Below are 20562 nucleotides of genomic sequence, written 5' to 3'. Positions count from 1 at the left end.
CGCTATTGCGTTGAATAATTTGGTGGGAAGCACTCGCTGAAGTCCATTGTCCTCAGCGAGTGGGTGAGGCCGTCCTATCTTCTGGCTGCTATCACAGCATGGCGTTTATGTGCTTATGCTGTGATGGTTTGCTCACTCAGCGCGATAACGCCACAATTTCACTGCCGCTCAAGGCTCCATCGTAGATTTTGAAATAATCATATCGGCCTTTCATATAGGGATCGGTTGGGTATTGCGAACGCCCAAGATAGGCGCTATTCAGCTCACCGAGTTGATAAGGTGCCTGAGTGAATGTGTCGCTGCGAGCCACTTCTGTGCCGTTAATATAAAGAACGGCGACATTGTCTGACATTGTCATTGCGGCGGTTACCCAGCTACCGAGTGGGAATGTCTCGCTGGTGCTTTCAAATGCTTCCATCATGTAGCCATGCAGAATAGACATTCTGAAGGACATCTTTCCAGCATTGCTAAACGGCAACAGCGCGATCCAGCGTCGGGTGCCAGAACCCATGTCGAAAATACGTGCCCAGACTCGCCTGTCGTCCGCACAGAAGCGGGTAATGACGGTGAAGTCACCTAAATTTTCCATCACTTTACCGGTAAGGCTGACATAGCCATCGACGCCGTCTAACACCAGCGCAACGCCTGAACCATCCGGCCCGGTTCCCCAACTGACTCCGCCGTGCAAGGTGCTGGCTTCCCATTTTCCAGTGCTGTCAGCCAGTGTGGTGCCTGAACCTTCATTGAACGCCAGATGGAAGATTTCTTCCGCTTTGATCGCGACGCTCACCGCATTAGATGCCGTGGTTTCTGCGCCATTAACTACGGCCTTAACGCGATAGTAATAGCGGATTGCGTTGGCAGCGATATCCCGATCGCTATAGGTCAGCCGATCGGTAATATCGTAAGCGATGGTGCTAAATGCGCCATTCGCAGAGGCGGAACGTTCAAGCGTATAGCTTGTGGCGCCGACGACACCCCACCATGAAAGCTCAATACTTTGCCCACGGCGATAAGCGGTTAACCCCGTTGGCTTCAAGGCAGAATTCTCGACGGTCAGTTCGCGGGTATACAGCAACGTGCCATAGCCCGTACCATCACCACCTCCGCCATTTTCGGGTGAGAGTCTCTGCACCTGTTTATAAACGTAGGGCGTATCAATCCCTTTGCGTTTGGCGTAGTGGTTATAGATGGTTTCCCAACATGGTCGGTTATTCCCTTGGCTCACCGTGCCCAACCCTTCCATCCAGCCATGTCGGTTGCGATAGGTTTTCCACGGTACGGGATAATAGGCACCGTTTGCATCGGCAAGATTGGATTTCGCGACATATTCGGCACCGGCGAGAAAACGGTTGTTAGCATAGCCGTAGATATCGTCTCCCTGATTCCACGCCATTTCACAAAATGCGACACCCAAACTCATTCCTAACGTGGTGTGTCCCTGATCGCGGCCGCTTTCTTGCCATTGCCCCAGATAGCCGGGGTGTAAATGAACCACGGCCTGCATACCGGCGCCGTTGCCCTGACCATACTTGTAGTAATCAAGCGCTTCCTGATAGATATCCGGCCGGTCGCACAGCACGCCAATCGCCAATATGTTGGCAATGGCACACTGATCCCAGTTAGCCCAATAGTTTGTGATGTCCGCGCCATTATGAGCGTCTAAAAAATTACGCGACATCGGATAGAAAATGGTCAGCATCATGTTCTGGAAACGCTCAAGGTCAACCTTGGCCCAGCCGGAGTAGGTACGCATAATTTCTGCGACGTTAGCAAACTGATAGCCATAGATACCTGCGGCTAACCAACGGTCTGCGTTGCCTGTGATCGTTTTTAGAGTAGAAGACCACGCGTTGAGATATCGCAGAGCTTCATCAGCATAGGACGTATCCTGTGTGATTTTCCAACGTACCGCCAGACGATAGGAACGCTGAACGTCGATATATAGAATCGGGAAATTTTGCCCATCGCCCCCGCGTATCAGCGTTTCTGCTGCACGAGGGTTGGCACCTATCTGCGAATACGGATCGGCAATAAAAGGCGTCCACGCTTCTGTCCAGGGGCTCTCTTTTCTGGCGAGCTTTTCTCGAATGCGAGAAAAATCCTCTTCGGTATGCAAGAGACCTGGGTGCGAGAAGGTACGATCTTCGGCATAAATTGAGGGCGCAATAGCGCCTGTTGCCACTGCGGCGATGGCACGAGTGAGAAAATTACCTTTGAATTGCCCTAATAATCCACTGAAAGCCACGCCCGCTCCGGCTTGTAAAAAGCGGCGACGAGGCAATGACCCCAGCTTTTCTGTTTTAGCGTGTGAATCAATAGATGTGTTTGAATTCTCGTTGTGTCGCTGTTGCGGTATTTTTTTCATGGTGGTTTAACTTCCCTATTGAATACGTGTGTTGAATCACTTCACCTATTACCAACACCGCTCCGGTTTTCCATAACCTGTCGATTATCAGGCAACGGAAAAGGGCTGTGCGATCCCTCAGTTGCTCTGTACCTGTATTTTTTGATGTGTTGCACACACCGAGTGCCGAAAATAAGGCTTTCTTTATTGAAGTGTCGAGGGAAATCGTGCTGGAAAATTTTTGATCTGTATTACGGGGAGGTATGGGAAGCACGCATTGATTTTTTTATGAAAACCAATGAGCGTAGCGTGTTATCTCAGCTTTTTTGGGGCGTTTAGCATGAGCCTCCGGTGGAGACCCATGCTGCGCGCTATCTTATTGAAATCGCTATTTCAGCGGTTGCGTCAATGTAATCAACCACAGCTCGTTATCGGCTTCTGGTTTCTGCAACGGTTTGATTTCCAACGTCGTATCGACTGCTTTTCCGTCTCGCGTGAGTTTGCCGTCGGCAGTGACCTGGTAGTCGTCCGCTTTGTCTTTTGCTTTCACGGGAGAATGCAGTACGGATTGCAGGCCAAAGTCGTTGTCGTTAATGATGGCTAGCGTTTGTTTATCGACTAGCGCCAGACCTTCCACTTTCTCCTGCTGCCAGCCGAGCTTACGTAGGTCAACCAGCTCCTGCTTGTGCGCGAGCGTTATACCGCGTTTTTCCAATTGGGCGGGATCGTCAAATTCTGGCGATTTACCGTTGGCATCGAACGGCGTCAGGTCGCTCGCCTTACTGAGATCGACCAGATAGATACGGTTCTGCATTTGTTTGTCTTTATCCGTACCTTGCTCGACCAGTAAAATACGCTGATTGTCCAGTGCGACGATATCGCCGATCTTGGCATCCTTCGCTTTCTTATAGCTGTCGATGTTGATGGGATAACCCAGCATGCGGCTGGTTTGGGTTTCCGGGTTAAACATCACCAGACGCGTAAACTGCGCTTTGTTTTTACTTTTGCCGTCGATATCCAGCGTACTCTGCACAGCCATGACGATGGTGCCGTCCGGCAGGCGAGTCAGCCCTTCAAAGCCCCGATTCGGCTGACGCCACTTGATAATATTTGGTAAGCCGCTGGCAACCGAGTGCTCATTGCCCGCAGGCGTTGGGCCAAATTTTTGCAGGATCTTCCCACTGGCATCAACGTGGATCAGGAACGGGCCGTATTCGTCACACAGCCAGAAGCCGCCTTTGCCATCCGGCGTAACGCCTTCAGTGTCGAGTCCACGCTGGCTGGTGCTGAGCGGTTGCAGGGTATCATTCAGCGCCACTTCATTGGTGGCGCCAATAAAGTCTGCTGGCAGCGGCAGGCCAGTGATGTTGCCCTCTGCATCGTGCAGCGAGCGAGGGTTTATGGCTTCGGCTGCTTTCGCGCTGACTCGAATATCCATCATCAGTGGTGCGTAATCAGGGCTGGCGAATATCTTGGCGTCTTTCTCGCCGACCAGCGGTGCATCGGCATTCGGGCCACGATCGGTGACGGTGGTGAACATCAGGTCATCGCCCTGTTTACCAGTGAAATAGAGGCCAGAGCCAATGCCGACAGGCAGACCGTTGGGGAAGTTTTTGGCGAATTTGCCCTGATATGGAACCTGATCGCCAGCCGGGAAGGTGACGACATAGCGCGTCACTTTTTCTCCTTCGGCTTGCGCGCTGAACGGCAGAAATCCGGCAACCAGCAGTGCTAACAACGTGTGTTTCATGCTATTCCCCATCAAATGTCATTCTGGTGGTGGCTACGGTGCGGTGACCGTGCCGCCTGTCGTGGATGAAGGGCTGTCTTCCTTCGTTTTCTCTTTTTCTTTCACACCACCCGGATTGGGCTGTGGGTAATCATAATCAATACGCAGAGGATGCGCGTACGCACTGTTCCACAGTTGTGTATAGAGCAGGTCTACCCGCTGCGCCATCGCTGGGTTCTGAATCACCATCTCGAGATTACGCGAGTTATCCAGATAGCCGCCGCTCCAGTTACTGGTGCCGATCCAGGCTTTTTTGCCGTCGATGGTCATGATCTTACTATGGATCACGCGGGCAAAAGGGATGAAGCCGCTGCTGGCTTGGGGTATCGACACCGTTTTTATCTGGATATTTGGGATCAACGCCAGACTTTTCAGGTAGGCGATATTCGGCATTTTGGTGCTCCATTCGGACACCATCAGCTCTATCTGTACGCCGCGTGCGGCGGCGGTGCGAATCGCATTATCGATAACTGCATAATACGGGCGCGTTTTATCGGGGCCGTAGGAGAGCGGGACATAGTCCATCACCTGAATGCGAACCTGTTGCTGGGCTTCCGCCAGCAGACGAGGGAGTTCTTCTTCGGAATCAATCACGCCAGCGGGATTAAACGCTTTGGGGCTGGCAACCAGATAGTTGCCTGAACGGTCAACGGCGTCCGTTGATGCGGGTAGTGGCGGAACGGTTTCACCGCTAGCCAGTCGTGCCTGTGCCTGCCAGTCTTGTTCAAAAATGGTGCTAATCTGCTTAACCACGTGCGGATCGTCGATCAATAGCCCCGTTTCGTGAATGTGCTCCAGTGCTCGCCAGTCAAGATTCTGGCTACCCATGTAAGCCTGTTTGCCATCAACCAGCAGGTATTTGGCATGCACAATACCGCCGCTCAGACGTTCAAAGGGAATCACGCGCAGTTCCAGATTCGGAATGGTTTTTAGCTGATCCAGCGTGTCCTGCGTGGAGATTTTTATCCCTTTTTCTTCGAGCAACAGGCGGATTCGCACGCCGCGTTCTCCGGCGGCACGCAGATGCTGCAAGACGCTATCGAAGCGAGTGCCTGCCTGATTAGCAACATAGAATTGGCCCAGTTCAATCGTGTGCTGGGCGTTATCAAACAGCGATATCCACACCGCATCGCTAGGGCGTAAATCGGGGGCGGTCAGCGTGGTTTCTACCGGGGCGTCATACACTAATTCATAGCCGAGAATGCGATAGCCGCTCGCACTAGGGTCGGCATGGGCTGACGCACTGACAATAAACAATACGCCTCCTGCTAGCAGCGTGTAGATGGAATGCTTCCAACGTCGCCCCGGATAGGTGAAACCACCACGATTAAGCATAGCGTTTCTCCGCCATCGCTTTCTCTGTCATGGAATTATGTGCCACCGCAGGGCCCGCTTTCTGTTGGCGAGTATGCGGCATTCCGGCGCGAATCAGCAGGACTTTCAGCATTTCGTTGATGTGTTCCATCCGGCTTTGCAGGAAATTATTCCCCAACAGGCACACCAGCGCGATGGCGATCCCCAACCCGGTAGCGTACAGCGCAGTTCCCATTCCGGCAGAAACCTGACTTGGGTCGGAAATTCCGGCGGCGGACAGGGCTTTGAAGGTTTCGATGATCCCCATGATGGTGCCGAGCAGCCCCAGCAACGGTGCTGCGGTAACGACGGTTTCCAGAATCCATAGCCCGCGAGACAGCTGTGGCTTGCTTTGCAGATATTGTGCGTCGATCAGGTCGTTAAGCGCATCGCGGTTTTCTGCCTGATGTGACTGCGCCAGAACGGGGGTGACTACCGTGATAGGCAGGCTGGGGCGCTGGGTCAGTGCGTCCGGCAGATCGTGGACGTGGCGAATATCTGCCGTTAGCGCGCGGTCCAGACGTTTGGCCTGCCGACGCGTATAGGAAAAATAGAGACTGCGTTCGATGATGATCATCAGGGCGATCACCAGTGAGGCGTACATGACGTAGAAAATAATCTCGTGCAGCATATCGGCGTTCATGGCCTGATCCTTCTGTTGCCTTGTTGGGCGTGATTTGTGATTGGCGACAGCGCGGTTGCCCGCGCTGTCGTATTACGTAATTGAATTAGAACGTGGCTTCCAGTGAGGCGCTGAAGGTGCGTTCTTCCCCGACGTTGTAAAACGGTGTGCCTGCCGATACGCCGTTATACGATCTCGAGTTGAAGCTCACCGAGCGCGCCGAGTCGAGATATTCTTTGTCGAACAGGTTGCTGACGCCAAAGCGTAAGGTGGCACTTTTCACGATCTTCTTATCCACTGGCAGATAGACACCGGCGCTGAGATCGAAAACGGTACGTCCGCCGATTTTCTCGTCATTGGTCATATCGCCGTAGAACGAACCGACGTAGCGGCTATTCACGCCCGCGTAGTAGAGGCCGTCGTCATAGCCCAGTCCGAGGTTGAGCATATTCTTCGGTGCATTGGCGACCTGCTTGCCCGTGGTGGGGAGCTGGCTGCCGCTGGTGGCGAGATTATTTTTCTGCTCGGTGTCGGTGTAGGTGTAAGCGGCGAAGTAGTTGAAGTTATGAGGCAGCTTGCCGCTCCACTCCAGTTCCAGCCCTTTGTTTTCTACTTTCCCGGCATTGATCATTTCGTAATCGCCGTTGGCGTCACGGCTGGAGATCTGGCGATCGGTAAAGCGGATAAAGAACAGCGAGGCGCTCAGCAGCATGTCCTCATCCTGGAAGCGCCAGCCGAGTTCCTGATTCCAGCTCAGCTCAGGTTTGGTATTGATGGAATCGCCAACGTTGTACAAGACGTAGTTGGGCGGGGTGCGCATATTGCGCGTGATGTTGTAGAACAGCTGATTTTCGGTATTGATGCGGTAAGCCGCGTTAAAGCTGGGCAGGAATTCGTGGTACTTCTTGTTCTTTTTCTCTGCAACGTTATACAAGCTGCCGAGGTTGGTGCCGTCACGTTCTACGTGCTGATAGGCCAAACCGCCGGTGAACGTCCATTCAGGTGAGAAGAACCAGGTGTCCTGTACCCAGATTTTATGTGCTGGCGTGACGGTAAACTGGTTACGACCCTGAACCACTTTCCCGTTGGCGTCGGTGATCTGATTCGCATCGCCGGGTTTGCCGGAGACGTTAACGGGGTTGCCGTCACTCTGGATCGGAATGAATGGCTGCGTTTGGCGTTGGCGGGCACGTTCGAACCAGTAGCCGATATCTAGGCTATGCTCGTCGTTAAGATCCCATTTCAGCTTGGTGGTGATACCCGGTCGCCAGGTTTCCGTCCACGACGGGCGGTAGTAGGTGTTGGATGTCAGATTACTGAGATCGTAGTTACCTGCACGGTCTGATGTTGCAGACAATACGCTGGCGCTTCCGCTGCCAAAGCTGCCTCCGTTCGTCGAGAAATAATAAGGCTGTAAGGTCAGTGCCAGATTATCGCGTAGCTGCAATTTCTGAGTAAATGTGACGTTCAGCGTTTCAAAGTTATTACGGTTGAGTTTGTAGTATTGGGAAATCTGTCCACGGTTGTTGTAAACGGGCGCAGTGGCGTAATCCATCGTACGACCGTTTTGCTCGAACTGCCGTTTGCTCAGCGTCGAATAGTTGATGGTATCTTGCTGATTATATTTCACGATCAGGCTGCTGCTGTGGCCATTTTCATGTTCGTACAGGCCATTCCACTCGACTTTATCGGCGCGGGAATACCCTGCGCCACGCCATTTGTCGGAATCGGTATACGAGTAAGAAAGCCAACTGCTGAAGCCGTTGTGTTTACCGGTTTCCAAGCGTGCGAAGGTCTTGCTGAGGTTGTTGCTGCCGAATGTCTGCTTAACGAAGCCGCCAAATTCTTTCGCCGGACGGTGGGAAACGAGCCCAATGTTACCGCCGCTGGCACCGATGTGCGGACCATCCATTTCTGACGAACCTTGGGTAACGAAAATCTGCTCCAGGTTTTCCGGGTCGCCCATTCCGTTCGGGTACACGGCGTAGTCGCCAGAGTCATTGACGGGAATGCCGTCCGACGACAGGCCGACCTGATCCGCACTCATGCCGCGCATGGTATAGCTGACGCCGCTCAAGCCGCTGGCGTCATTGCTGCTGACGTTCAGGCCTGCGGTGTATTTCAGTTTATCGATGGCGTTGCCTGCTGCGGGCATTTTGTCCAGTGCGTCTTTTGTCACGGTCGAGCGCGATTTGGCGCTGTCTTCCTGAACCATTAGCCCTGCGCCGAGCGGTTGCCCCTGAACGTTGATGGTGCCGACATTTGTCGCCTCCTCCGCCAGCGCGGAGCCTGCCAATAATGCGCCGACGACGGACAAACATACCCCAGAAAGTTTGAACGGTTTCATTTCACAATCCTAATATTATCAGTAGCTTGTTTATCAACGTATTGTTGACGTTATTTTGCTGATTCACTCTCTTGCTCAGGTGCGAAACGCTACTGCGCCTGATAATCAAACGTGGCTAAAAAGCGTTTTGTGCTTTGTCCTGCAAAGGCATCGGCAGGGAAGGCCCGAACCTGTTTGATGCTCTGTAAACTGGCCTGTGCCGCGCGGTTCAGCAGCATATTGGGCGCTTTGCTGTTGATCCCAGAATTGATGACTCGCCCTGTGCGATCGACTTCCAGCCAGACTTCAACCCGACCTTCGGGGCGTTCAAGCGATGCCTGTCGTCCAGTCGGGTAGCGTTTGGTTTGTTCAAGCTGTGCGCGTAGCGCCTGTGCATAGCTATTTTCCAGCGCGGCGACATTCACCGACGGCGCGGAAGGAGCAACTGGTACCGTACGCTTGGCCGGAGCTTCCGGGCGTGGCGTAGTCGGCTTAGCTGGCGTGGGGGTCGGTTTAGGTTTGGTTTCCGCCTTGTGCTTAACCTCTGGTTTAGGCTTAGGCTTCACTTCCGGTTTCGGAGGCGTAACCGGCGGGGCTTCTATGATCGGATCAGGGTCATTAACCGGCGTCGGCTCAGGCTCGGGTTCAGGTTGTGGCACCGGCTCTGGTTCAGGGATCGGTTCGGGCTGGGGAATCGGTTCCGGTTCAGCCAGCGTGATCGCCATGGCCATTTCGTCGTACTGCTGCTGAACTTTCAGCGGCGGCTGTTGGCTGGCGAAGAACAGGCAGGTGGCAAAGACCGGCAATGGCAACCAGCTGATGGCGTGGCGTGAACGATAGAGCTGATACATGTCACAATTTCCGGGTAGCGATAGAAATGGACGAGAACCCACCCTGACGCAGGGTATCCATCACGGCGACCAGACGCTCAACTTCGACGCTTTTATCGCTGTTGATAATGATGGTGGTTTGCTGATCTTGCTGCTGCTGTTGCAGCGTCGTAACGAGATCGCTCAGGGCCATCGGCTGTCCGTCCAGCTCAAGATGATCCTGTGCGCCAAGCGTGATGATCGCTTTTTTCTGCGGCTTAAGTTGTTGTGCGCTGCCTGCGGCGGGGAGCTGCGTTTTCAGGCCTAGCGCAGGAATAACGTTCATGCTGATCAGCACAAAAAAGACCAGCAGGAACATCATCACATCGATCATGGGGACCAAATCGATGTGGGCTTTTTGCTTCTTGGGTTCGTTCCAGTTTCTCATTACTCACTTCCCTACAGGCGCGAATGTCTGAATGTTTGAACAGGGCAATTCGCGTGGCGCCGAAACAAAGCAGCCAATATAGGTAGGGTTTGTTTAATTTTTTTTACATTTATGTGATTAATTTTTCATACTGATACGAATTGGTGGTGATTTTTTGTCAAAAAATAAGTTTTTTGATGTTTTTACATCATTTATAACAAGGGAGGAATTCCCTGAGAAAGGGAGAGGTACATAGGGCGGGGCTAAGCGAGAGAAATGAATGGCCAGCAGAGCCACTGGCCGGAGCGTTATCCCTTTCCGCGCGGTTTCCTGAAAGCGAAAAAGAGTTGTAGCGTATTGCACAGCACCAGAACGGCGGTGATGACGAAAACCCAGCGGAAGCCCATCAGGGCGGACACGCCGGAACCCACCAGCGGCCCCAGTACGTTGCCCAGATACATGAATGATTGGTTATAGCCGAAGATGCGGCCTGTCACTTGCTGGCTGCTGTATTTGACCAACAGCGCCTGCACGGTTGGCATCAGTGCGCCATCGGCAAAGCCCAACAGAAAGCGCAGGATGCCGAGCTGTGTAGGGCTTTGTACCAGCGCCATGACCAGGAACAGCAGTACGCTGATCGCCAGTGCGGCGATCAGGACGCGATGTGCGCCGATCCGGTCGCCTAAACGGCCAAGTCGCGGGGCGGAAAGCAGGGCGGACACGCCGGGAATCGCGGCAATCACGCCGCTGATAAAGGCAATATTGTCGGTGCCGGGAGCCAGATCGCGGATGAACAGGGTCAGGATGGGGCTGATGGAACCGTTCGCCATCTGGATCATCATTGTCGTAATGAACAGACAGATGATGAGTGCCGGATACGGCAGCGACGCGAAGACGGCTTTTCCGCTGAGCCGATTCTCTTTGGTGACTTTAACCACACTCTCTTTAATCGCGAAAAGCGTAATCAGGAAGCTGATAAACAGCATGCCGCCAGTGATGAAAAAGACGATGCGTAGCCCGATATAGTCGGCCATAAATCCGCCGAATAGGGGGCCGAGAATGACGCCCGCGATTTGTCCAGTCGATAGCATGCCTAGCGCCCAGCCGCTTTTTTCACGCGGAACCTGTGAGGCGATCAGCGCCATCGCGTTAGGAATGTACCCAGAGGTCAGCCCCATGAGCGTGCGCAGTATGAACAGGTGCCATACGTTGGTTGCCAACCCTTGCAACGACATCACGATCGCCATGCCGAGTGCGGCGCGCAGCAGCATGAGTTTACGGCCTTTACGGTCGGCGAGGCTTCCCCACAGTGGCGCAACGGCGGCTGAGACGAGGAAAGACGAACTGAAGATCAAACCGGACCACAGGCTTAGCGACTCATGCGAGTGAACGCCAAGCTGCTCAATGTACAGCGGCAAGAAGGGTAATATCTGGCTCATGGCCAGCCCGGTGAAAAAACATCCCAGCCAGGTAGAGAAGAGGTTAAGTTTCCAGGTTTCCATGGGGGTCGGAACGGGCCTTCATCAGCGAATAACCAATGGCGAAACCGTGGTGACTGCGCGTGAAAAAGTGTGCTGCCGACAGTGAATGGCGCTCAATTAATAACGAACAGTGACTAAAATTTCGTCTTTCATCATGAGCATAGCATAGCCAGCGGCGTATTGGTCACTGAGGGTAATGATTCGCAACAAAAGAAAATGAGGGTGGATTGGGGGAGGGGGCAGGTGAATTTTATTGTGTGACTTGCGTCACAAAAAATGTGCTTTTGCTCAACAAGGGTGTACAATTCACCATCATAAGGCAGGTCACTGCCAGTAAGACAAGATCAACTCCATCGCGTCATTAGAAAGTAAAACCAAGGTGAAAAAAGTGCGTAACTTATTTAAAAAAATGCTGGCGGCTTACCTGAATACCTATAAAAACGTGCCGCCTGGCGCACTGTTCTAAGAATCTATACTCTAAATAATTCGAGTTGCAGGCAGGCGGCAAGAGAAGGAATCCCGATGAGCTTACTCAAGTAAGTGATTCGGGTGAGTGAACGCTGCTAACGTACATGCAATTTGAAGTATGACGAGTATGTGCTATGCATCGCATAAAGCAGGCCGCCATATTGGCGGCCTGTTTATTTATGGTGATCCGTCCTGAATAGCGTTGACACGTCCCTGACTTAAATACGGAGAACGTGATGATGACTGAGTTCAAACGTACCCAACGTGATTATCCTCTATCCTTTAAAATAGCCGTCGTTGAACAGGTCGAAAAAGGCGAGATGACCTATAAACAGGCCCAGCAGCGATATGGCATTCAGGGGCGCTCCACCGTTCTTGTCTGGCTGCGTAAATATGGCCAGCTTGACTGGAGTCCCGGACTTCCTGACCTGATGAAAAGGAAACTGCTTGTGGCTCAGACAAATACCCCACTTACACCCGAGCAAAGAATCAAAGAACTTGAAGAGCAGCTTAAGCTGGCGAATCAGAAAGCTGAGTTTTTTGAATCTGTTATCAACGTCCTGAAAAATGATTACGGGGTAAGTGTCGTAAAAAAGCGGCCCGGCAAGTCCTTGCGCAGAGTCAGGCCCCAAAAGTCACCGTGACACGCGCATGCCAGCTCCTGGGGCACAGCAGACAGGCATGGTACCAGCATAATGCAAGGTGCAATAAACGACATGAACACAATAGTCAGGTTCTTGATTTTATTGCCCGAGTTCGGTGCCGTCAGCCACGTATAGGCACACGCAAACTCCACTCTCTGTTGAACCGTCAGGCAGGTGAAACACTCAATATCGGGCGTGACCGCCTGTTTAGCCTACTGGGTAAACACCGGCTTCTGGTACCCGTAAAGCGGGCATACCACAAAACGACCAACAGCCATCATCGTTTTTACCGGCATCCGAACTTGCTGAAGTCTGGCCCCGAACAGGTTACTGTCCTTCAGCCGGAGCAAGTCTGGGTCGCCGATATTACTTATCTACCAGTACGCAGTGGCACGGTCTATCTGAGTTTGGTCACGGATGCCTGTTCCAGAAAAATCATGGGTTACCATGTAGGGGATAATCTGCAAACTGAAAATGTGGTAAAAGCCTTCAAACGTGCGTTACGACAAAGAAAAACAAAAGGGCCGTTGATACACCACTCTGACAGAGGGCTACAATACTGTTCAGCGCTTTACCAGTCGGTACATGAGAGAAATGGGATAACCTGTTCAATGACAGATGGTTATGACTGCTATCAGAATGCGCTGGCTGAACGGATAAACGGCATCCTGAAAAATGAGTTTTTACTCTCTCGCCCAGCTAATCTGGCACAAGCGAGGAAAATGGTAAAAGAATCTGTGGCGATTTATAACCATGAGCGGCCACATCAGGCCCTGAAATACAAAACGCCCGATGAGGTTCATCAGGCGTTTTACAGGCAGAAAACTGTCAACCCATATCAGGACTAGTCATGGAGCCGACTTATTTTTAGAACCAACATGGTGTGGTTCTAAGTCAACTCCCTTTTCGTGGTGAGATTATTTCGTGCTGTAGACCGGCACCGCTGTCACTTCTGGTACCGCTTCAGTCAGGTAAGCACCCGCTGCGCTGCTTCTGACTTCCTCTTCATCAATAAAACCATAGAACACGCCCTGCGACGCGGAAACGCCGCGAATTTCTGCATCTCCACGCATCTGCGCATTGCCTGACAGCACAATGCCGCGTTCATAGGCTCCTGGTCCCATGAAGACCGTATGCAGTCGCGCGTTATCGCGCACGATAGTATTGCCCTGCATTACCGTCAGGCCGCTGACAACGGCGCGTCCTTCCACCGTTCCGCTCAGAATCGTTGCACGATCTTCAATTCTGGCGTTATCCCTCACCGTACCACCGATCACGCGAGCATAAGGCCCAACGTATGCGGTAGGGGCGACATTCGCAGAGTTAGATACCCAGCCGCCGCCGTTTGCGTGGCGAGAACCGTTAGCGGTTGGATTCGGTGCGCCAGGTTGACTTCCTTCCGGCCAAACGCCAGTGAAATCAGCCATCCACGGGTAGCGATAAAGAGAGTAGTAAGCCTGATCCCACTTGATTTTCTGCATTTGCGACGGTGTACCCATTACCACCATGTAAATGCCGCTATCGTCCTGTCGGATGGTGAAGTTTTTCACCGTGGCAGACGCGCCGCGCTGCAATTCGCTGTAGCGTGAAACGCCGTCCGAACCGATAGCGACAATACCCCAGCGCCAGTCGGAATTCGGCTGTGGCATCGTTGCTGGATCGTTTTTCAGCCCAGGGAAGCGGGTAATGGCCGATTTGCTCTGCACCATGCCACGGAATTTAACGGTGATTTTCGTCGCACCACTTTCTGGAATCAGCCGGACGATGTTGTAGCCCAACTGCTGCGGAGCCTGATCGAACGGTACGGAGAAGCGTCGCAGGCTAGCATTGGCACCAGCAACCGGCTCAAGCGCGGTGGTTCTCAGCAGGCGGTCGGCGTTATTCTGGTTGGGTTGGACTGCACCATAACCGCCGTAGGTTGAACGATAAAAACGACCACGATCGAAGCCGTCTGGATCAATGTAATCCCAGTTGACGTTATGCATCGCCCAGTCACCGAAGGTATCGTTGAATTCAGACTGGCTCCAACCCATGTTAGTACGCAGAACGGACAATGGATCGGCGGTAGACTGGCCGCTTTCGCCCCCTTTCGGCGCTTTTGACCACATGTCATTGATGGCGCTATAGCCAAAGCGGTTCTTCAGATATTCCATAAACTGCCAGTTGCAGTAACGGTTACGTGTTGAACCCAGATAAATATGTGAATAGTTGACCTGCATTTCCGAACAGTGTGCAGACGTACCGCGGAATTCATCCATCTGGTGCGTCATCCAGTTCGCGTGGGATTCCCAAATCCAGCCAACGTAGTCATCCCCGCCCGCACCCTGGAAGCCGCCGGTTTGCCCTTGTAACGCATGGGTAAATTCATGCGCCAGTCCCCAGTTGTCCTTCAGCGATGCTGGGCCGATCCACATTCCCATGCTGCCACCGCCAGCAATACCACCGCTGAGTCCAAAAGTGGGATCAATGTGAATATTGGCTTTATATTTTACCGTCTGCTTGCAGTAAGGCTCGGGGTACTGAATTTGGTTAATGAACTTATCCCAAATTTGTTCCAGTTTCTGCCCCGCGGCAACCGCATCATTACGGTTAACGTCGTTATTATTCCAGCGGAAGGCAAAGTGCTCAGTCTGGTATTTTACGGAAGGCATATCGGTGATGGAACTATTTACCTGCCAGTTACCCGCGACGCAAGCTTCAGCAGCATTTGCCGTATTGACCATCAATGCACCACTTAAAACGAGTAGACAGTTTAGCGGCGTGAGAAGTGTTTTTATTTTTGGCATAAATCCTTTTCCTAGCATGAATATTGCTAATCAGCCTTATTATTTCACGAGAGGGAGTTTCTCGTTGATATATAAGACCCCATCCTATATATCCGTCATATTGAAAACTGCTCGAGCGTTACTACTACATGCAGTTAGAATTATTCAGGAACTATTTTTTTCTTAAGTAAAAAATTCGACCTCTGTAGAAAGAGGTCGATTGGATTATAGATTATTTTTATCTTGTTACCTATTTCATTTTAAATTTTGGTTATGTTCTGGTTTCCTAAAATGAATAGAGTTATTGGTATAAATCTTTATTAGCCAATAGAGAAGACTGGCTCCCAGTAACGAATTAAACGCGGGCACGCCCCATTCAAAGGCTAATCCGACGATGGAACCGACAATACTGGCAATAATAGCCGGCCAGCCAATCAGCGGCGTTTGTGCGATGTCGGGTAGCTGGCCTTCGGCACGACTGGTGTCGAGCAGCGTTCTGTGAGTGCGCAAAATATAATAATCAACCAGCATCACGCCGATAATGGGTGGAAACAGCACGCCCAATAGCGTCAGAAAATCGATAAAACGGTCTAGAATACCCGCGACGGATAGCGCGGTGCCGATGAGGCCAATCACCAGCGTTATCGAGACATAGCGTAATTTTTTCCCCGTGACGCCCTCTATGGCATTGGCGATTCCCAAAGAGGAGGAATAAAGGTTGATATCGTTCACCCTCAATGTCGAAAATATAACGGCAATTAGCCCGATGCCACCAGCCGCCTGGGACATGATCGTCACGACATCTGCGGTATTGAGTGCGCGGGCAATAATGATGGCGAGGCCATTCACAATAAACTCCCCGACGATAATCGACAGCATCGTCATCCAGAACACGTGTTTTCCCTTTTGGGAATAACGCGTCATATCTGGAGTAATTAAGCTGGCGACGATGCAACCGCCTACTACCATCGTCGCGCCAGCACTAATGGAAATGACCTCGCCGTTAGGCGCTGAGGCGATCAGTTCAGCAATATTGTGACCTGAGAGCGTCATTATCGAGATATAGCCGATAACGATAATAAACATGGGTACGGCGATTTTGGCCGTGAAACGTAATGCTCTGAAACCAAAGGCAACCAGTAGCGTCAGCGCCATGCCGGACAGGGCGGCAGACCAGCCAAAGCCGAGCTTATCTGCCATCGCAAAGTTAAGCGCTTTGGCGAACACGGCATTCTGGACGCCAAACCAGCCGATGAGGCTAATGGCGATCACCAGCCCAATCAGGACGGAGCCAATACGGCCAAAGCCACACCAGCGTACGAGCAGGCTGCCCGACATCCCTTCTTTCATTCCCGCATAACCCAGCCCCACGGTCACTACGCCAAAAATGGCGCTGCCAATAAAGATGGCGAGAAATGCCTGGCCTAGCGTCATGGAGTGGCCGAGCACCGCGCCTAACATAAACTGGTCTAGCGCGGTTAGCATGCCGATGTGCACTAATGCTACATTTAAAAAAGGCAGCCGGACACTAAGTGGAACGCGATTGACCGGATAGTCATCTATTTTTTCCATAGGGATATACGAGCCTATATAAACTGAATGCCTTTTGTGATGAGTGAGCGGGGAATATAACCATCCACGCCAAGGTTCCGGCAAAATGCTTCAAATTGATGGAGAGAATGCACATCCGCTTTTTGATACATGTTATAGACTCTGTTCTCTATTGTTTTCGGCGAGACATTCATTTTTCTGGCAATTTCTTTATTTGAAAAACGCTGTAATAGCAGGAAGATAACGTCGAGTTCTGCTGGCGTAAAAACATCAGTGGTGAGTTCTGTTTGTAATAGAGTAGGTTTTTGTTGATTGATATAGATCAGCGGCGACAACGAGTCTAACTGTCTGGCGCTCCACATGGTTCCAATGCAGATTTTATTTCCATCAAAGATAGGAATCTTTTCGCTAACACAGGGCGTGAGCGTTTTTTTTCCATACCAGTAATGTGTCTCTATCACGGTTACTCGCTTTTCACTATTTTCTGTCAGACGGTCATGCTCTTTTAAATCGTCGGAGAGCTCCGCCCAACTCGCGGGAAATTCATCATCAAAGCGACCTTCGATATCAAATTTTTCTGGCGTACTGGTGTAAATATACGCGGCCTTGTTCATGTAAATATGTCGCGATGATAAATCCTTAATCCCCCATGGCTCGTTTAAACACTCCATCATAGTAATCAGGTTATGAATGTAGTCAGTCATGTGTTCCGCTGATGGTGACACTCAGCCCTCCTTGAAGGTGGCATAATTCAATGGGTGTTAATATTGAATTTTAGTTAATAGTACAATGATCATTATTATCAGGGTAATTTATTTGGCTGCGAGTTAATTTTCTTTATCATGAACATTTTTGTCATGCAAGGGTGTTTTTTGCCTTTTATGGTTTTATATTCTTATGCTATAATTTTCGCCACTGCGTTTTACGCCAATTATATGTCGATAACTTCGCAAAATTAAACGAATATTCGCCGCACCAGGGAAATAATACCGAATCCTGTAAAGGATGGTATTTGGTCTTACATCGAAAAATAAAAAGATATCATTTACACGTTACTCGTTGACTATTAATAATTTTTATATCGTTAATTTCTCTGTGTTCTTTTGAAGGCGCAGAGTATCGCCCGGTTTGTGCCAGCGAAGTGTATTACCGTTTCGCTGGCCCTCTATCTCCTTCATTCTCCTCCCCCCACCAACGTATGTTGCGCCATGTGTAAAAAGGCGACGCCACGGCGACTACCTAGCCGATAAAACTCTGCTCAACCGGTCAAGTGAATATGTCGTTGTATCAGGAAGAATTCTGGATCATCGCGTCACCGGAATGGCGATTTCTGTCTAGAAGTATCTTCAGTAAGACGATTATCGGTTTAGGTTTGCCGTGAGGGATTGAACCGATACTGAAATCACTCAGGCAGATGTCGGATTGCCACTGGCCGTTCTTGGGCTGGCTGGGCTGTTATAAATGTCACGTATGTTCTTTTTGTAACAATACCTTGTTAACGACATGGTGATTCATTCTTTTCTATCAGTCTGTATTTTAAGGAAATTAACCATTTCATTGAAATAACAATAATAATGCGTATAGTTATCATTTACCTTTCTGTGCAAATGTTGACAAGAAACGCATCAGCATCTCGCCAAAATCATCATTCGTTAACCAAGGATATACCATGTCTTTTGGAGTTGCTCGCGCCGGAAAAACGCGCGTTTGTGATTCTTCGCTGGCTGGAACAAAACCATTCGGAGTCTCTCTTCTCGCCCTATTGATTTCTGCCTCTTTCCTGCCTGCTCAGGCTATTGCCGAAGAAAATCCTGCCTCAGGCGACACGCTTGTTGTCAGCGCTAACGCCAATGCTAATGCAGAAGCCAGCGATCCACTGGATTACAGCGTGAAAGTCACTAGCGCCGGAACGAAGATGACGCTGACGCCGCGTGATATCCCGCAGTCGGTGAGTGTCATCAGCAAGCAGCGTATCGAAGATCAGAACCTGCAAACCATTGGTGAGGTGATGGCGAACACGACGGGTGTGTCCTCTAAAATTATCGACTCCGAACGTGCGACGTATTTCGCTCGTGGTTTCCGTATCACTAACTATCTGTTTGACGATATTCCGACAGTGGTTAACGAAATCTGGGATTTTGGTGATTCAGGCTCAGACACGGCGATCTATGACCGTATTGAAGTGGTACGCGGTGCGACGGGACTCATGACGGGAACAGGTAACCCTGCTGCTGCGGTGAACATGGTGCGCAAGCATGCGGACAGCCGCGAGTTCAAAGGCTCGGTATCTGGCAGCTACGGTTCATGGGATAAACAACGGATGGTGGCCGATCTGTCTGCGCCGTTGACGGAATCCGGTAACGTGCGCGGGCGTGTAATTGCGGGCTATCAGGATAACGATACCTGGCTCGATCGTTACCATAGTCGTAAGAAATTCCTCTACGGCGTGATTGATGCTGATGTAACAGAATCCACCACGTTGTCGCTTGGCTATGATTATCAGGAACACAACACCGATAGCCCTACCTGGGGTGGTTTGCCGACGTGGTTTACCGATGGCAGCCCCACGAATTTTGGACACAAATTTAACTCCGCGCCGAACTGGAGTTATTCCGATAAAACGTCGAGAAAAGTGTTTGCCGATCTGACTCAGCGTTTTGATAACGGCTGGCAGGTGCGTATGAACGGGACGCATGGCGAAACCAACTTCGATTCTAAACTAATGTATGCCAACGGTTTCCCGGATAAAGCGACTGGGCAGCTTGTTGATCCGTATGGCGCTAATGTTGGTGCTTATGGTGGATGGAACAAAGGAACCCGTAAAGTGGATGCGGTTGACACTTATGCTTCTGGTCCGTTCGATCTACTGGGACGCCAGCATGAGTTGGTGGTAGGCGGCAGCTACAATCGACAGCGTAGCCAGTTCTATAACTCTCAATCCACGATTAGCACTGCAGATATGGGTAATTACTACAACTGGGATGGCAATATTGCCGATCCAGCTTGGGGGGCTTGGGCAGATTATGAACATTCAACCACGCGCCAAAAATCGCTCTATGCGTCGGCTCGTTTCTCTCTGGCCGATCCGCTGCATCTGATTGCAGGCGCGCGTTATACCGACTGGAGCATCATTGGTTCGACAGGTGATACCAGCAATAATCGCGTGACGCCTTATGTTGGTCTGGTTTATGACATCAACGATACCTGGTCGACGTATGCCAGCTATACCGATATCTTCCAGCCGCAAACGCAAAAAGATATTAATAAAAAATATCTGTCTCCGACTACGGGTAAAAACTATGAAACGGGTGTTAAAGGGGATTGGTATAACAGCCGCCTTACTGCCTCGGTTTCAATTTTCCGCATTGAGCAGGATAACTTGGGACAATCAACAGGAATCGCGATTCCTGGCGGTGGTGGGGAATTTGCCTACCGTGCCGTTGATGGTGTTGTCAGTAAAGGGATTGAATTTGAAGTGAATGGCGCGGTGACAGATAACCTGCAAATGACGTTTGGTGGTTCGCGCTATGTGGTTGACGATCAAGATGGTAAGTCGGTCAATCCAGAACAGCCGCGCACGTCGTTCAAGCTGTTTACCCGCTACCAATTACCAACGCTGCCGGAGTTAACCGTTGGCGGCGGCGTGAACTGGCAAAATGGTATCTGGCAGGAGGGTTCCGGCCCGCAAAATACCACGCTGCGTGCCGAGCAAGGCAGCTACGCGCTGGTTAACCTGTTTAGCCGCTATCAGGTCACTAAACAGCTGGCGGTACAGGCGAATATCAATAACCTATTTGATAAAGAGTACAACGACTACCTTGCGCCTTATGCTGTGTATGGCGCGCCTCGCAGCGTCTCTATGACGGCCAACTATAATTTCTAAGTTGATATTTTGAGCTGATGAATAAGTATCGGTTCAAGAATGTAGGTGTAGCATCACTCGTGTTGTAATACTGTTTCCTCGCTCACCATATCGGTGA

14 protein-coding genes are annotated in these 20562 nt (G+C 51.0%); 3 read left to right on the top strand and 11 right to left on the bottom strand.

Features of this window, described 5'->3' with window-relative positions:
• Positions 1–136: 136 nt before the first annotated feature.
• From DUT67_RS17720 to DUT67_RS17685, 8 genes are all read right to left on the bottom strand, one after another.
• Positions 137–2368: a LamG-like jellyroll fold domain-containing protein gene (locus DUT67_RS17720; protein WP_113627259.1), complete on the bottom strand. Its 2232-nt coding sequence runs from the start codon at positions 2366–2368 to the stop codon at positions 137–139.
• Between the two features lie 367 nt (positions 2369–2735).
• Complete coding sequence (locus DUT67_RS17715) at positions 2736–4097, bottom strand: esterase-like activity of phytase family protein (protein WP_113632729.1); 1362 nt, start codon at positions 4095–4097, stop codon at positions 2736–2738.
• Between the two features lie 33 nt (positions 4098–4130).
• Positions 4131–5471, bottom strand: a complete 1341-nt coding sequence (locus DUT67_RS17710) for a phospholipase D-like domain-containing protein (protein ID WP_113632730.1) — start codon at positions 5469–5471, stop codon at positions 4131–4133.
• The gene (locus DUT67_RS17705; protein WP_048258924.1) at positions 5464–6132 is read right to left on the bottom strand and encodes a MotA/TolQ/ExbB proton channel family protein; all 669 of its coding nucleotides are present in this window, start codon (positions 6130–6132) and stop codon (positions 5464–5466) included. Before DUT67_RS17705 ends, DUT67_RS17710 begins: the two co-directional genes overlap by 8 nt.
• Before the next feature lie 85 nt (positions 6133–6217).
• Entirely contained in the window at positions 6218–8458 is a 2241-nt protein-coding gene (locus tag DUT67_RS17700) for a TonB-dependent receptor (RefSeq protein ID WP_113627262.1), read from the bottom strand.
• An 89-nt stretch (positions 8459–8547) separates the two neighbouring features.
• Complete coding sequence (locus tag DUT67_RS17695) at positions 8548–9288, bottom strand: energy transducer TonB (RefSeq protein WP_113627263.1); 741 nt, start codon at positions 9286–9288, stop codon at positions 8548–8550.
• A gap of 1 nt (position 9289) precedes the next feature.
• Entirely contained in the window at positions 9290–9694 is a 405-nt protein-coding gene (locus tag DUT67_RS17690; protein ID WP_010301909.1) for a biopolymer transporter ExbD, read from the bottom strand.
• Positions 9695–9981: 287 nt separating this feature from the next.
• Positions 9982–11175, bottom strand: a complete 1194-nt coding sequence (locus DUT67_RS17685; protein WP_113627264.1) for a multidrug efflux MFS transporter — start codon at positions 11173–11175, stop codon at positions 9982–9984.
• Between the two features lie 388 nt (positions 11176–11563).
• On the opposite strand from DUT67_RS17685, the gene azuC reads away from it, so the two are divergent.
• A complete protein-coding gene (gene azuC, locus DUT67_RS17680; RefSeq protein WP_123785391.1) occupies positions 11564–11620 on the top strand; it encodes a stress response protein AzuC in 57 nt (18 codons plus the stop codon).
• Between the two features lie 238 nt (positions 11621–11858).
• Positions 11859–13114 (top strand): IS3 family transposase gene (locus DUT67_RS17675; protein WP_113628139.1). Its coding sequence is split into 2 segments (ribosomal slippage): positions 11859–12210 and positions 12210–13114, totalling 1257 coding nucleotides; the frame shifts between segments, so codons are not numbered across the junction.
• 69 nt (positions 13115–13183) lie between these two features.
• Here DUT67_RS17675 and DUT67_RS17670 read toward each other — a convergent pair.
• From DUT67_RS17670 to DUT67_RS17660, 3 genes are all read right to left on the bottom strand, one after another.
• Complete coding sequence (locus tag DUT67_RS17670; protein WP_113627721.1) at positions 13184–15052, bottom strand: Svx/AvrXca family virulence/avirulence protein; 1869 nt, start codon at positions 15050–15052, stop codon at positions 13184–13186.
• 234 nt (positions 15053–15286) lie between these two features.
• Positions 15287–16603 carry a cytosine permease gene (locus tag DUT67_RS17665; protein WP_113627720.1) on the bottom strand — a complete coding sequence of 439 codons (1317 nt, stop codon included), beginning with the start codon at positions 16601–16603 and terminating at the stop codon, positions 15287–15289.
• A 14-nt stretch (positions 16604–16617) separates the two neighbouring features.
• Complete coding sequence (locus tag DUT67_RS17660) at positions 16618–17307, bottom strand: LuxR C-terminal-related transcriptional regulator (RefSeq protein WP_113627719.1); 690 nt, start codon at positions 17305–17307, stop codon at positions 16618–16620.
• A gap of 944 nt (positions 17308–18251) precedes the next feature.
• Here DUT67_RS17660 and fhuE point away from each other — a divergent pair.
• Positions 18252–20465 carry a ferric-rhodotorulic acid/ferric-coprogen receptor FhuE gene (fhuE, locus tag DUT67_RS17655; protein WP_113627718.1) on the top strand — a complete coding sequence of 738 codons (2214 nt, stop codon included), beginning with the start codon at positions 18252–18254 and terminating at the stop codon, positions 20463–20465.
• The last annotated feature ends 97 nt before the right edge of the window (positions 20466–20562 follow it).

The sequence above is a fragment of the Pectobacterium peruviense genome (assembly GCF_003312355.2).
In the GTDB taxonomy this organism is placed as follows: Bacteria; Pseudomonadota; Gammaproteobacteria; order Enterobacterales; family Enterobacteriaceae; genus Pectobacterium; species Pectobacterium peruviense.
This window is presented reverse-complemented; position numbering and strand designations above follow the sequence as displayed.